Source organism: Xanthomonas sp. NCPPB 3582 (genome assembly GCF_041475735.2).
GTDB lineage: Bacteria > Pseudomonadota > Gammaproteobacteria > Xanthomonadales > Xanthomonadaceae > Xanthomonas > Xanthomonas codiaei.
On the sequence record NZ_CM192968.1, the window covers coordinates 4,989,192 to 5,002,929 of the forward strand.

The following is a 13,738-nucleotide window of genomic DNA, read 5'->3' on the forward strand; positions in this document are numbered from 1 at the left end:
GTACGGAACGAAGCATGCTACGCCCGCCATGGGCTGCTACGATGAAGTGGTTTGGCCCTGCAGCGGCCAACCATCCGGAAGTACCCCACTCTTTCGTCCTTCAGCGAGTCATGCCGTGTCCTTCTTTGCAAACGTAGAACAGGTTCCAGGCGACCCCATCCTGGGCCTGACCGAGGCCTACAACGCCGATAGCCGCCCCAACAAGGTCAATCTTGGCGTGGGCATCTATTACGACGAAAACGGGCGCATCCCGCTGTTGCGCGCCGTGCACAAGATCGAGCAGCAGCTCGCGCAGGAGGCCAAACCGCGCGGTTACCTGCCCATCGACGGCCTGGCTGCCTACGACAAGGCCACCCAGGAGTTGCTGTTCGGCGCCGAGTCGGCACTGGTGGCCTCCGGTCGCGTGGCGACCTCGCAGACCGTCGGCGGCAGCGGTGCGCTGCGCGTGGGCGCAGACCTGCTCAAGAAGCTGCTGCCCACCGCCACCATCGCCATCAGCAACCCCAGCTGGGAGAACCACCGCGCGGTGTTCGGTGCGGCCGGCTTCGAGGTGGTGGACTACACCTATTTCGACGCCGCCAGCCACGGCCTGAACTTCGACGGCATGCTGGCCGACCTGGCCAAGCTGGAGCCGGGCACGGTGGTGCTGCTGCACGCCTGCTGCCACAACCCCACCGGCGCGGACCTGAGCAAGGACCAGTGGAAGCAGGTTGCCGGGCTGTTGAAGGAACGCAACCTGTTCCCGTTCGTCGACATCGCCTACCAGGGCTTCGACCAGGGCATCGAGGCCGATGCCTATGCAGTGCGCCTGCTGGCGGCCGAAGGCATCGACAGCTACGTGGTCGCCAGCTCCTATTCCAAGTCGTTCTCGCTGTATGGCGAGCGCGTGGGCGCGCTGTCGGTGGTCTCGGCCACCGCCGCCGAAGCCAAGGCGGTGCAATCGCAGGTCAAGCGCATCATCCGCACCATCTATTCCAGCCCGTCCACGCACGGCGCCGCGCTGGTGGCCGGCGTGCTGACCAGCCCGGAACTGCGCGAAGTGTGGGAGCAGGAGCTCACCGAGATGCGCGAGCGCATCCACGCCCTGCGCGCCGGCCTGGTCGACAAGCTGGCCACCCTCGGCGCCCCGGAATTCGCCTTCATCCAGCGCCAGGCCGGCATGTTCTCGTACTCGGGCCTGACCCGGACCCAGGTGGACCGCCTGCGCGACGAGTTCGCCATCTACGCCGTCGGCACCGGCCGCATCTGCGTGGCCGCCCTGAGCCAGCGCAACCTGGACTACGTGGCCCAGGCCGTGGCCACCGTCAGCCGCATGTAAGCGGCCCCGCCGCGGCGCGCGGCGGCATCGACGTACGGCAGACCGGGAGCGCGCAAGCCTCCCGGCTTTTTTGTGCCCGCACACGCCGCTCCCTTCCCCCGCCTGCGGGGGAAGGTGCCCGAAGGGCGGATGGGGGCGAAAGCGCGCAAGCCTCCCGGTTTTTTGTGACCGCACACGCCGCTCCCTTCCCCCGCCTGCGGGGGAAGGTGCCCGAAGGGCGGATGGGGGCGAAAGCGCGCAAGCCTCCCGCTTTTTTTGTGCCGCAGCCGCCGCTCCCTTCCCCCGCCTGCGGGGGAAGGTGCCCGAAGGGCGGATGGGGGCGCTCAGCATGCAAGGCGCACACACCACACCCCCATTCGCACAGATCCGATCAACCACGATACAAAACGCGCAGCAAGTGATCGAAATCTAACGGCGCAATGGCGACAATGGCGGCCCACTTCCTACAACAGGCTGCCCGCTCCATGTCGCGTCCCTCGCTGACCCGCTTCCTGATCGAAGAACAACACGCCGGCCGTATCGATGCGGAATTGCGCCAGCTCATCACCATCGTCTCGCGCGCCTGCAAGCGCATCTCCATCGCCGTCAGCAAGGGCGCGCTGGGCGGCGTGCTGGGCGATGCCGGCACCGGCAACGTACAGGGCGAGGCGCAGAAGAAGCTGGACGTGCTGAGCAACGACATCCTGCTGGAAGCCAACGCCTGGGGCGGTCACCTGGCCGCGTGCGCCTCCGAAGAGATGGACCACAGCCAGCCGGTGCCCGACCAGTACCCCAGCGGCGACTTCCTGCTGCTGTTCGACCCGCTCGACGGCAGCTCCAACATCGACGTCAATGTCTCGGTGGGCACCATCTTCTCGGTGCTGCGCGCGCCCAAGGGCACCGAAAAGCCCGGCGACGAGCACTTCCTGCAACCGGGTACCCAGCAGGTGGCCGCCGGCTATTGCATCTACGGCCCCAGCACCATGCTGGTGCTCACGCTCGGCCACGGCACCCATGCCTTCACCCTGGAGCGCGAGGAAGGCAGCTTCCTGCTGACCCAGCGCGACATGCGCGTGCCCGAAGACACCGCCGAATTCGCCATCAACATGTCCAACCAGCGCCACTGGGAACCGGCGATGCAGGCCTACGTGGGCGACCTGCTGGCCGGCGCGGAAGGTGCGCGCGGCAAGAACTTCAACATGCGCTGGATCGCCAGCATGGTGGCCGACGTGCACCGCATCCTCACCCGCGGCGGCATCTTCATCTACCCCTGGGACAAGAAGGATCCGAGCAAGCCCGGCAAGCTGCGCCTGATGTACGAAGCCAACCCGATGAGCATGCTGGTGGAACAGGCCGGCGGCGCCGCCACCACCGGGCGCGAACGCATCCTCGACATCCAGCCCACGCAACTGCACCAGCGCGTGCCGGTGTTCCTGGGCTCCAAGAACGAAGTGGCCGAGGCGACGCGGTACCACCTGGATGCGGACAAGGCGTAAGGCTGAACGCCTGGCCCAGAAGCCAGCGGTCGTGTGTTATCCGAAGACACCCGCATCCTGCGGGTGTCTCTTTACCCGCCCCCCGACAACGCATCGGTGCAGATGCCGGTTGGAGCAGTCGATAATCCCAGGCGCCTGGTGCCCGCGCGCACCTTGTGGATCGATACGTGTCCGAGGTTGTGCGCGTGCCAGCGAACAGCTATGCATCAGGCAACACCTGACCTTCCAGCCGCTTCCTGCCGAACCCCGCCTCATCGGAGAACCCGCTTGCCGGACGCCCACATCATTTTTTCTTCGAGACAGCCTGCGTGAGAGACGTCTTGCTTGCGCTTGCACACGCACTGAAAGTCAGCCTGGCCTTCTTGGGCTCGGTGCTGTTGTCATGCGTCGCGGCAACGATTCTGAGCGGCTTAATCATTGCCGTGATTGTGGCAACGTCGGGCAGTGGTGAAACGGCGACTACATTTTTTCTGTATTACTGTTTCTTCGCATTCGGCATTGGCTCGCCGTTCTTTGTTCTTCTGGGCGTTCCAACGCTGCACTTTGTTCCTGGCCTGAAACACGCACATCCTTACCTGGCGGGAATTGCTGCAGCAGCGATGGCGGGAAGTCTCTGTCTACTCCTGCGCTTGATGCACGACGCTTCAGCGTCATTCGACTCGTTGGCCTCCTTGGCCGCATTTATCGCTTGCCCAGCGCTTTGGGCAGCGATTGCAAGCTGCATCTATCAGCGCACCAGGGAACTGAAAGCTGCTGCGTGACGGCAGCACGCGCAGGGCGATTGGAAGCGCAAGAGCGAGGAAAGACGCGTCAAGCCACAGGACGCCCTGCGGCGCCAGGAGTGACACAGGCACCGATACGGCGTTCGATCCCCAGGCGCGACGCCATCGTCAAGCACTCAAACGTCGGCCGATAGCCGTCAGAATTCCCCCGACATGCGATAGCCGTCTGCTTTGCTACGCTTGGTTACCAGCCGGAACGCGGCTGGCTCGAATGGACTCCACCGGGGATATAGATGAAGAAGATTGGTTGGGCGCTCGCGATGACGAGCGCTGCATTGCTGTGCGCCTGCTCCACCAACAGCGTGGTCCGCCAGAGCTACAAGGCCGACGCTGCTACGACGTATTGGTACGAGATCAAGGGCAACGAGGATACCGATGCTGCGAGTCTGGCGATGTTTCGACGTCAGCTCGATGCCAAGCTCGGTGAGGCCAAACTGCACGGCGTGCAAGGTGCGCCGGGAGCGCGTGAACTGGACATCAGCGTTACCCACTACTACATGCGCAGCAACGGTGCACGGTTCTGGGCCGGCATCATGGCCGGGCGTGACAAGGTCAAGACCTCCATCGAGGTCAAAGATGCCGGCAAGACGGTAGCCGCATTCGATGTGGAATCGACCAATACTTCGGCGTGGGGTACCTCGGAAGGCCTGATCGAGACGCATGCTGAAGAAATCGTCGAGCGCCTGACAAAAATGCGATAAAGCCTGCGGGCGCAGGACCTCACACAAGCACAGTGGTGCTCGCGCTCAGCATCAGGTGTCTTGCGCAGCATCCGCCTCATCTGCACGCCGTACCGAATGCTGTCACCGCTCGGGGCGGCAAGGCACTCCTTCAAGAGAAAAGATCATGGACGTCAGCAATCTGTCTTTCAATAAATCCCACAAGCAGCAGGCCAATGCCAGGGATGCCGTCAGTGGACTGCGCTGGATCCTGTTGGCATGCCTGGCGGCCGGGTTGAGCTTTGTCACTGCGGTCGCGATGGCCGCCACGGCAGGCGTGGGAACCGTCACCACCATCGTTTGCATCGTACTGAGCGTGCTGGCAGTCGGCTGCGGCGCGTATGGCGGTTACCTCACTGCGACGGCGCTGGGGTGGTCGTCATTCGTTACCGCGCGATGGTGCTGTGCGCGATCATCCCGCTTCTTAAATATGTGTGCTTCGCGGTACTGGCAGTACAGGCAGTGACGAAGATCCGCGCGGCGGGATACCTGTTTACGCCAATCGGACCATTACGCAGCGCGAATGCTTGATAGAGGATTCAGATGAGTGGAGCATTGCCGGAAGATCACAGCCGGGGGCCCGCTGCGATCCGGCTTTCGATCACCGTAGACGCGCACTGAGTGCCTCAAGTTGCCTGCTGTCCTGCCGCTATCGCCTGCATCAACCGCATCGACGCAATGAGTGCCCTGCACATGGAGCAGTATTGGTATGCCCAGGAAAATGGAGCATCGATCGGGGCGACCCGGATGCAGGCACAGGCGTGGTTTGCCGAAGGGCGCATCCACGCACACACGCTGATGTGGACGGCAGGCATGGCGGGCTGGGAGCCCTACGCGCGCTGCTCGCTGTCGCAAGCCACTTCACCACCGATTTCTGATAGTGCAGTGAGCTTAGTGGCGCTGCATGCCGGGCAAGCCGGTGGCAGCATGCCGGCAGCACGCAACTTCGACTCCACCGATTTCCTGGCGACGATCAGCCGGCCACAGCTTGCGCTTCCGGCCGACGCCCCGGTGCTGCACGTGTATGCCGATGGCTGGCAAGACATCCGTGCGCATCCATGGCGCCGCTGTTTTGCGCGCAGCTTCGACACGTTCGCGCTCGGCCTGCTGCTATGGTTCTCCATCGGTATTGTCGTGGGTACGATCAGCCCGCCGCTGTATTCGGCGCTGGTGGCGCCGGTCTCCAGCAAGGCACTGCTCTCCGGCATCCTGACAAGCCTGTTGCTAATGCCGGTGCTTGCCATCTGGATCGGCTTGTGCGGCACGACGCCCGGCAAGTGGTTGTTCGGCATCCGCGTTCTGCGTGCGGATGGATATGCGCTGGGCTTTGCAGATGCACTGCGCCGCGAGGGACGGGTGTTCGTATTCGGCATGGGCCTCTGCGTGCCGTTGATCAGCATGATGACGCAGTTATTTGCTCTCGTGAAACTGATCAACGCAGGCAAGACCTCCTGGGACTTGAAGGCGGGCTGGGTGGTCACGCACCGGCCGACAGGCCGCTGGCAGATCACGCTGTATGTGGTAGCCGGCATCTCGGCGATGGCATTGGTGGCGCTGATGCGCTGGATGCAATGAGCACGCAGCACCTTCATTTACGCGACAGGCGGGGCTATCTCGGTGTGTGGGAGATGGTCCAGGTGCAGGCCGAATTCGGACGTGGCCGCTATCGTGCCGACACCATGTCCTGGCGCCCTGGCGAGACAGCGTGGACCTCGCTCGGACGCCGCTGGAGCCCGCACATGACACCGTGGCTGCCCGTCTTGGGGGCACTCGCACTGTTCGGCTGTCTGGTCCTTGGCGTGGCGCTGCCGTTATGGGGTTTTCACATTCCCGGGCGGCTGCCATTGCCGCTGGCCTGGCATCTGAGCCTGTTTGCCGTGTCGCTGCTATTGACTGCAACGGTGCTGGGTATCGCGATCAAACGCGACCCCGGCTACGGTCCCTCGCGTGCGTGGACGTCGGTGTGGTTGCTGATCTTGGCACTGCCATTGATTGCTGCATTGCTCTATCAGGTGGTGAGTAACGATCGTGCACGTCACGAGGATCCAGACGCGCGAATGGTGCTGAGTACCGACAAGCGGGTGCTAAGTATCGACGGTAATATCGCGGCGAACTTTATTGATGACTTCAACGCTGCCATGGCGCGTGCGCCGCATCTGCAGCGGATCGATATCCGCAGTGGCGGCGGGTTGGTCGGTGACGCACTTGAAGTCGCCAAGATCATCCATGCCCGCGATTTGGTGGTGCGTGTGGATGACTATTGTGCCAGCGCCTGCAGTTTGCTGTGGGCGGCATCGCCCGAGCGTGAGCTCGGCCTGCGAGGCTCCATCGGATTGCACCAAAACAGGCTACTGGGTAACGCACCCAAGGAATGGCGCGAATCTGCGCTGGCGCAGGGGGATGCGCAATCGCGCGCCATCCTGCTGCGCGCCGGATTCGGACCTGACTTGTTGTCCAAACGCAGCCATACGCCGCCCAACGCGATGACCTGGATCGATGCCACCGAGTTGATCGAAAGCGGTGTCAGCGTGCGTATCCTGGATGCGCATGGCAAGCCCGCGACACGTGCTGCCATTGCCATGGCCGGCGCCTTGTACCAGATGGGCGCAAGCGATGCCTCCTGGCACGTCTACCTGGCTTATGCGGCCAAACAGCCGGACGAGGTCCTGCAGCGCGCACCATCGATTCGCCAGGCATTGCTTGCCAAGGACAAGGACATTGCAACTGCCTGGTTGCGCAGGCTCTACGCTGAAATGACGGCGTTCGCCTTTAGACGCTCGAGCGATGCCGACATGATCCGCTGGGGTCGAGGCATCGCGGCGCTCTGGGATGACACCGTGCGCAGCCAGCACAGGGCGCAGTGCAACACCTTGCTGGGCAATGGCGAGCTTCCGCAAGACGAGCAAACCCGCACACGGGTGCGCGGCCTGCTTGCAGATTTGATCGCCCGTACCGCAGTGCAGGCACCGCAACACGCGGTATCCGATGCTGAGGAACAGGCCGCGCGTCTACGCTACAACACCCTGTTCTGGGAGGCGCTGGCATCACAGCCGCACCCGGTCGAGTGGGCGACATGGTCGCAACCACAGCGCTGCAAGGTGTCGGCGCAACTCTATCGTGATGCGCTTGCGCTACCACCTGCACAGGCAGCGACATCGTTACGCGCGTTGCGGACCATCCACTTCGATTGAGTCACGCGTGGTCGGTCGCGCTGCCAGGCCGAATCCCCAGTCCCGGTAAGCATATGGCTGCTGCCGGATCTTGGGGGGGATTACCAGACCCTCCCACCCGAGGGAACACGCGCCTGTCCACGCTGACGTACACGGCCCATCGCCACGGCAGCCGTCTGGCCCGGCCATGCCCGCAAGCGTGGCCGAGCGCGGCTAGCGGGTGGTGGCCTGCACGATGAAGGCGCGCAGGTCGGCGGCGAGCACGCGGCGCTGCTGCGGGTCTTCCGCCACGCCGTGCCCGGCCGGGTAGGCCGCCAGGGTCAGCCGCGTGCGGTCGATGTCGGCGTGGTCCAGCATGTAACGGCCGTCGTAAAGCGGTGTGGCAATGTCGTAATAGCCGCCGGCAGCGAATACACGCAAGCGCGGATTGGCGCGCATGGCATCGGCGAGCCAGTCGGTCGCGTCGATGGTGTTGTCCTGTTCCTGCGTTGCGGTGGCTGGGGCGCGGAAGTACCAGCTGCCGTTGTTGATCGTCAGGTTGAGCGGGCGATACGCCGCCGCCATCCGGTAGCCCAGGGTCGCCAGATAGCTCTCCATCAAGGACGCCGGGCGCTTGCCGAGCGTCATCGATGGATCGTTGTACGGCGCGGCAAGTCCGTCCAGCGCCGCCGTACCCACCACGCGCGTATCCAGACTGCCGATCCGCGCGTCGGATGATGCCAGGTGCACTGCCTGCCGGAACTGGTTGCGATCGATGCGCAATCTGGACGCTTCCAGCACTTCGGCCGGCACGCCGATCTGGTCGCTCATCTCGGCCGCGACGGCATGCAAGCGTTCGGCCGACAGGCTGTTGCCTTCGAGCAGCGCGGGCGCGTAGCGATTGCGCGCGAACACGAGTGCGTCGTCGTAAGCCTGCTGCGGGGAAGCGCCGGGAACACGCCGCAGGCCGTGCGCGTAAGCCGTCGTCGCCAGGCTGGGAAGCAGCGTGACTGCATCCAGGTCCTCGCCCTTGCCGATCCCCAGGAACAGCGACAGCAGCATGACGCCGGAGATGTTGAGCCTGGGATGCGCGGCATCGGCATGCAGTACCGCCAGGCTGCGCAAGGTGCCGTAGCTTTCGCCGAACAACAGTTGCGGGCTGTCCGTGCGGTGGTTGGCCTCCAGCCAGTCGCCGATCACCGCGACGATCGCGGCTGCGTCGCCCGGCGTGTTCCAGACGCTGCTGGCATCGGCCCCGGCCATCGGAAAGCTGGCGCCCGTGCCCAGCGGATCGATGAAGACCAGATCGGTAGCGTCCAGGATGCTGTCCGGGTTGTCGACGACCCGTCCGCTGGTCGCGTCGTAGCGCTTGGGGCCAATGCCCTCCATCTGCAGCGACCACGACGCCGCGCCCGGGCCGCCGTTGTAGACGAAGGTGACCGGGCGCCGGACGCCCGGCTTGGCGGGCGCCACATAGGCCTGGGTCACGACGACCCCGATCACGCCGCCGTCGGTACCGCGCACCGGCCACTCGCTCACGATGGAGCGATATGGCAGCCGCTGTCCCTGGTGCAGCCATCCCTGCACCGTCGTGACCGGAGGCCCGGCCGGCCGGGTACGCGTGGCGGTGGGTGCGAAGGCCTTGGCCGCCGCATCGGCGGCAGAGACATCGCGCACCGCGGCTGCGTGGGCAAGCGGGGCAACGAGCGACGCGAGCAGGAACACCATCGGAGTCAGACGACGCATTGGCAGCAGGGATGTGGTGGCGGTGGCAGTAGGTAAGCAGAAGGCGTGCCACCACCGGTGACGGCCGGTATGGGCGTGCCGTTCCTGTACCTGGGCGCCCGCTACCGCGCAGGCGAATGTCCGCGAGCTCATGGCGGACGTCCGCGGACACCGCAGCGGACAGTGCGCCTGCTCGGCCGCCGCCGTCGGGCCAGCGGCGATGCCTGGCATGGAATGTGTATTCCTTCGGACATCCTTCCTCGTCCATGGCAGTCCCGCACCATGTCCAACACCACACTTGCTGTTCGCCGCCGCCGCACTGGAACCATCTCGCGCAGAACGCTCCCGCTGCTGGCGGCGTTGTCGCTGGCCCTGGTGGGCACCTGCCAGGCGGCCGCGCAAACGCCAGCCTCCTCACCGACGCCCCTACAGGGCTGGGCTGCCATGGCGGACAGGGACGTGAATTTCGCGCTGCAGTGGTTCAAGGACACATCGATCCTGGCCGTGTACCCGGATCCTGCCGCGTTCGCGGCCGTCATGGCCAAGGCACGCGCCCAGGCGGACCGGGACCTGGCGCAGGTCAGCAGTTTCGAAGGCTACCGCCAGACCATGCTGCACTTCTTCTCCACCTTCAACGACGCACATGCCTACGTGTCGATCAAGCTGGCCGCCACCGGCTATCAATGGCCCGGCTTCCAGGCGGTGTATCGCGGCGGCCGTTTCGTGGTCGCCGGTTCCGACGGCAGCGTGGCCGATGGTGCGCAGATCACCGCCTGCGATGGATCGCCGATGACCGCGTGGTCCGCACGACTGGCGCCCTACGAGAATGTGATTCCCGGCGTGCAGTCCACCTACGCAAGAATCGCCCCCCTGCTGTTCCGCGATGGTGCCAGCCCCTTCCTGCAGCGCCCGAAGCAGTGCACCATCGATGGGCGCAGCGTGGACCTGCAATGGAAACCCATCCCGTACACCGACTGGATGCGCATCCGGACCGCGGTCAAGCCGCCGCTGGGCAAGGACGTGACCATCACCCCGTTCGGTGCCGACGGTGCGTGGGTGCGGCTGGGCAACTTCTCCCCGGACAACCGGCGACAATCGGATCAGTTCTACGCCTTGTATGCAGCCGCGCCCTCGCTGCGCGACAAGGCGGTCATCGTCTTCGACGTGCGCGGCAACGGCGGCGGGCCGTACGAGTGGTTCATGGGCGTACTGCGGTCGCTGTACGGCAACGACTACGCGAACTACTACGCCCGCGAGCGCCTGAAGATCTTCGAGGCGTATCGCATACTCGACGACCAGGCGTCGACGCCATCGCACGAGCCCGACGATGCGGATGCCCCGGCGGAGCCACCCATAGACGGCATTGCGTTCGATGCGGACGATCGTCTGTTCAATGCGGCCAAGGCGCGTGGCGAACAGGTGCTGCACGCACCGGTGAACCACCAGAGGGTGCCCAAGCCGAAGCGACCGCCGGCCAATCCGGTGCGCGCTCGGGTTATCGTGCTGACCGACTACGACTGCGCGAGCGCCTGCGTCGCCTTCGTCGACGAACTCAAGCAGTTTCCGGGCGTGCAGCAGGTGGGCACCGAGACCTTTGTCGACTCGCGCACCGGCTCGCCGATCAGCGCGCCACTGCCCAGCGGCAACGGCGTGATCGGCGTGCCCTACATGACCCGCGACGGCCGCCCACGCGGCGATAACCAGCCGCAGATTCCCTCGCTTGTGTTCGATGGCGATATCGCCGACACCGCGGCCGTGCAGGCGTGGCTGAGGTCGCACGTGCTGGCTCCGGCCGCCACGCGCTGAGGTTGGCCATGGTCGACCATGTCGACGACCGCGTCGGCATGGCCGACAGCGCCAGCGCCTGCCCGCCTGCACTTCCCTGCGGCGATCGCATGCACCCCGCTACGCGTGCCTGTTGCCGGGCTCGCTGCTGTGCATCGCCACGCCGCGCGATCCGGCCATGCGGCGCACTCTGCAGCGCACCGGAGCGACCGGCATCGCCAGGATCGCCAGGCACGTCCGACGTGCCGGCGCTCGGTGCCAGGGGCAAGGATTGCTTCCCTCGTGCTTTAATGCGTTGCGCTCGCGCTTCGTGGCCGGGCCGCCAGCGCCTGCATGTCCTACAGCGCATCACCGCGATGCCTGGATGCGGGCATGTCTGCATATGACGTTGATCACTCCCGCACGGAGATGGCATCGGTATGACCATGGGTAATGCTCGTCTCCTGCTCGTCGTGGCGGGCATGCTGTTGCCTTATGCGGTGCGTCTACCGTTCGGAGTGGACTGGTTGCGCCAGTACACCGACACCGGCGTGGGCGGATGGCTGTTGCTGGGCGGATTCAATGCGATCGCCTGGGGCGCGTTGCTCGGCATCAGTTTCCTGTACCGACGGCCGATCGCACTGTTGGTGCCGTGCCTGATCGGCTTTGGAGCGCTCGCCTGGGCGCACGCCAGCCTGGATCTGCGTGCCGATGCGCAATCGGCGCTGGCGCTGATCTTCATTCCGATCTATGCGCTGCTGCCGATCGCCATCGGTGGCGTGCTCGGCTACCTGCTGGACCGCCGGCTTCGGCGCAGCGCCACGCCGTGAGCCTGCGGCGGGCGCCGGGGTCGCCCCCTTGCCCATGAGCTCGGTGCTGCACCGAACTGGGTAACAAGGCATCGACGATGTTGCAGGAGACAGGCGTGCCGGAAATCTGGAGTGTCAATCCGAACAAGGGCCTGGGCCCGTTGGAATTCGGCATGACGCAGGCTCAGGTGGCCGCCTTCGAAGCTGTCATGGGGCCGCTCGATGACACCACCACCGAAACGCTGCCTGATGGCGGGCTGGCGATAAACGAGTTTCGAGACCGCGACGCGCCGTTATGTTCGTTTCAGGACGGAAGACTGGCCTATCTCTCGATTGGGCAATCGGACACGATCGATGTCAGGTTTCACCGACCCAAGGGCGAACCGCCGGTTTTCGTCAGTGCGAAGACCGGATTTACCTGGCCGCAGCTGGTACTTTTTTCGCCGGGTCGCGAGCACTTCAAGGCGCAGGACCTGATCGAGATCTCCAACCAGGTGCAGTGACGGGCCATCGTGTGCTAACCGATTCTGGCTTCGGAGCAGGCCTGCATGCTGTCATCGGCCTGCGCCGGCGCGCAGACTACTGCGCCTCGAACGCACCCAGGTCCGGTGCGCGCCCGTTGAAGGCTTCGCCGGCATCGGCACCGGCATCGATCAGCGCACTGCCCGGGGCCAGCGTGGCGAAGGTGATTACCGGCAGATCGCCGTTGGGCTGACGCGCGCGGGTGAGCTGGCGCTCGTCCAGGCTGACGAAATCACGTGCCACAGCCGTCAGCGCAAGGGTGAAGGAGTTGCGTCCGATGGTATTGGCGCTGGCGGCGCCCAGGTTGGCGATTTCGGTGCGTGCGCCATAGCCGAGGTTGTTGGCCAGGGTATGGCCGTAGCCGGGCACGTCGGTGCGGTTGTCGGCCAGGGTGGAGAGCATGTCGAAGTTGGCGCGGCCGTTGTCGATGGCGGTGTTGCTGATCCAGGTCTGGCCACCGATCTGGTGGTTGGCGTAGAAGCCGTTGCTGCGATTGCCGACCGCCAGATTGAACGCAATACGATGCTGCGGCACCGGCTGCGGATAGGCGCTGCCATTGCGTCCGTAACCGCCGGCCTTGAAGCCGTTGCCATCGCCCAGCGGCGTGCCATCCACGTCGAGCCCGTTGCGGAACGCCCAGTTGTGCTGCAGCGTGACCGCTTCCCAGGCATTGATCAGGTCGAAGCCGTCGTCGCTGTTGTTCCAGGCACGGCTGCCTTCGATGAGGTTGCCGCGGCTGCCGGCGGCCGCCGGATGCACGCCGAAGCCGTCGATGTTGCCGTAGGAGAAGCTGTTCAAGCCCTTGTTGTTGTATGCATCGACATTGCGCACGCGGTTGTTGCTGCCTGACACCAGATACCAGCCGATCGCCTGGCCGTCGTGGATCGCCAGGCGCTCGAACAGATTGCCGCTGCCGCCCTCCACCCGGAAGGCCTCCGACTGGGTCAGGCGGTCGGCGATGGTGATGGGCACGCCAATCACCTCGAAACCGCGAAACGTGCAATTGCTGGCCCTGATCCGGAATGCAGCCACGCGCTGGCCTGCCGGGGTGACCGCGGAGAAGTCGAACACCGGCCGCTCGTTGGTGGCGCCGACATAGGCGATGCCGTTCTTGGTGATGTCGTTGACGATCGCGTAGGGCTGCCGAACCGTGCTGATGTTGGCCGTGGTGAGGCGATAGGTGCCGCCGCGCAGGTAGACGGTATCGCCGCTGGACGCCGCGGCCTGCGCGGCCATCACGGTGGCGAACGGCCGCGCGCGCGTGCCGATGTTGCTGTCCGAGCCGGTCGGCGATACATACCAGTCGGCGGCGGCGCTCACCATCGGAAGCATGCCCGACACGATAACAAGCGCTGCCACACCGCAGCGAGCCGTGGTTTTTTTCATCAAGTGTCCCCTGAGTGATGTAGACCTGGCGCGCCTTGCCACGGCCGCACGCGGAGCGACCGCAGCAAAGCCGCAGAGGCGGCGAGGCT

12 protein-coding genes are annotated in these 13,738 nt (G+C 65.1%); 10 read left to right on the forward strand and 2 right to left on the reverse strand.

Features of this window, described 5'->3' with window-relative positions; translation table 11 throughout:
• Positions 1 to 115: 115 nt before the first annotated feature.
• The 7 genes from ACCQ05_RS21205 (at position 116) to ACCQ05_RS21235 (ending at position 7,485) form a co-directional block, all read left to right on the forward strand.
• The gene (locus tag ACCQ05_RS21205) at positions 116 to 1,318 is read left to right on the forward strand and encodes an amino acid aminotransferase (protein ID WP_372392410.1); all 1,203 of its coding nucleotides are present in this window, start codon (positions 116 to 118) and stop codon (positions 1,316 to 1,318) included.
• Between the two features lie 464 nt (positions 1,319 to 1,782).
• Entirely contained in the window at positions 1,783 to 2,793 is a 1,011-nt protein-coding gene (locus tag ACCQ05_RS21210; RefSeq protein ID WP_372392411.1) for a class 1 fructose-bisphosphatase, read from the forward strand.
• A 308-nt stretch (positions 2,794 to 3,101) separates the two neighbouring features.
• On the forward strand, positions 3,102 to 3,554 hold the full coding sequence (locus ACCQ05_RS21215; protein WP_372392412.1) for a hypothetical protein: 453 nt from the start codon (positions 3,102 to 3,104) through the stop codon (positions 3,552 to 3,554).
• Between the two features lie 254 nt (positions 3,555 to 3,808).
• Positions 3,809 to 4,276: a DUF4410 domain-containing protein gene (locus ACCQ05_RS21220; protein WP_228963781.1), complete on the forward strand. Its 468-nt coding sequence runs from the start codon at positions 3,809 to 3,811 to the stop codon at positions 4,274 to 4,276.
• Between the two features lie 145 nt (positions 4,277 to 4,421).
• On the forward strand, positions 4,422 to 4,760 hold the full coding sequence (locus tag ACCQ05_RS21225) for a hypothetical protein (RefSeq protein ID WP_372392413.1): 339 nt from the start codon (positions 4,422 to 4,424) through the stop codon (positions 4,758 to 4,760).
• A gap of 554 nt (positions 4,761 to 5,314) precedes the next feature.
• A complete protein-coding gene (locus ACCQ05_RS21230; RefSeq protein ID WP_372394211.1) occupies positions 5,315 to 5,869 on the forward strand; it encodes an RDD family protein in 555 nt (184 codons plus the stop codon).
• Entirely contained in the window at positions 5,866 to 7,485 is a 1,620-nt protein-coding gene (locus ACCQ05_RS21235; protein WP_372392415.1) for a hypothetical protein, read from the forward strand. The genes ACCQ05_RS21230 and ACCQ05_RS21235 overlap by 4 nt, the downstream gene beginning before the upstream one ends.
• 192 nt (positions 7,486 to 7,677) lie before the next feature.
• On the opposite strand, the gene ACCQ05_RS21240 is transcribed toward ACCQ05_RS21235, so the two are convergent.
• Positions 7,678 to 9,189: a S10 family serine carboxypeptidase-like protein gene (locus tag ACCQ05_RS21240; RefSeq protein WP_372392417.1), complete on the reverse strand. Its 1,512-nt coding sequence runs from the start codon at positions 9,187 to 9,189 to the stop codon at positions 7,678 to 7,680.
• A 438-nt stretch (positions 9,190 to 9,627) separates the two neighbouring features.
• Between ACCQ05_RS21240 and ACCQ05_RS21245 the strand changes: the two genes are divergently transcribed.
• From ACCQ05_RS21245 to ACCQ05_RS21255, 3 genes are all read left to right on the forward strand, one after another.
• Positions 9,628 to 10,974, forward strand: a complete 1,347-nt coding sequence (locus tag ACCQ05_RS21245) for a S41 family peptidase (RefSeq protein WP_372392418.1) — start codon at positions 9,628 to 9,630, stop codon at positions 10,972 to 10,974.
• Positions 10,975 to 11,372: 398 nt separating this feature from the next.
• Entirely contained in the window at positions 11,373 to 11,762 is a 390-nt protein-coding gene (locus ACCQ05_RS21250) for a hypothetical protein (RefSeq protein WP_372392419.1), read from the forward strand.
• Positions 11,763 to 11,839: 77 nt separating this feature from the next.
• Positions 11,840 to 12,244 carry a hypothetical protein gene (locus ACCQ05_RS21255; protein WP_372392420.1) on the forward strand — a complete coding sequence of 135 codons (405 nt, stop codon included), beginning with the start codon at positions 11,840 to 11,842 and terminating at the stop codon, positions 12,242 to 12,244.
• A gap of 76 nt (positions 12,245 to 12,320) precedes the next feature.
• Here ACCQ05_RS21255 and ACCQ05_RS21260 read toward each other — a convergent pair whose 3' ends face one another.
• Complete coding sequence (locus ACCQ05_RS21260) at positions 12,321 to 13,595, reverse strand: right-handed parallel beta-helix repeat-containing protein (protein WP_372392421.1); 1,275 nt, start codon at positions 13,593 to 13,595, stop codon at positions 12,321 to 12,323.
• Between the last annotated feature and the right edge of the window lie 143 nt (positions 13,596 to 13,738).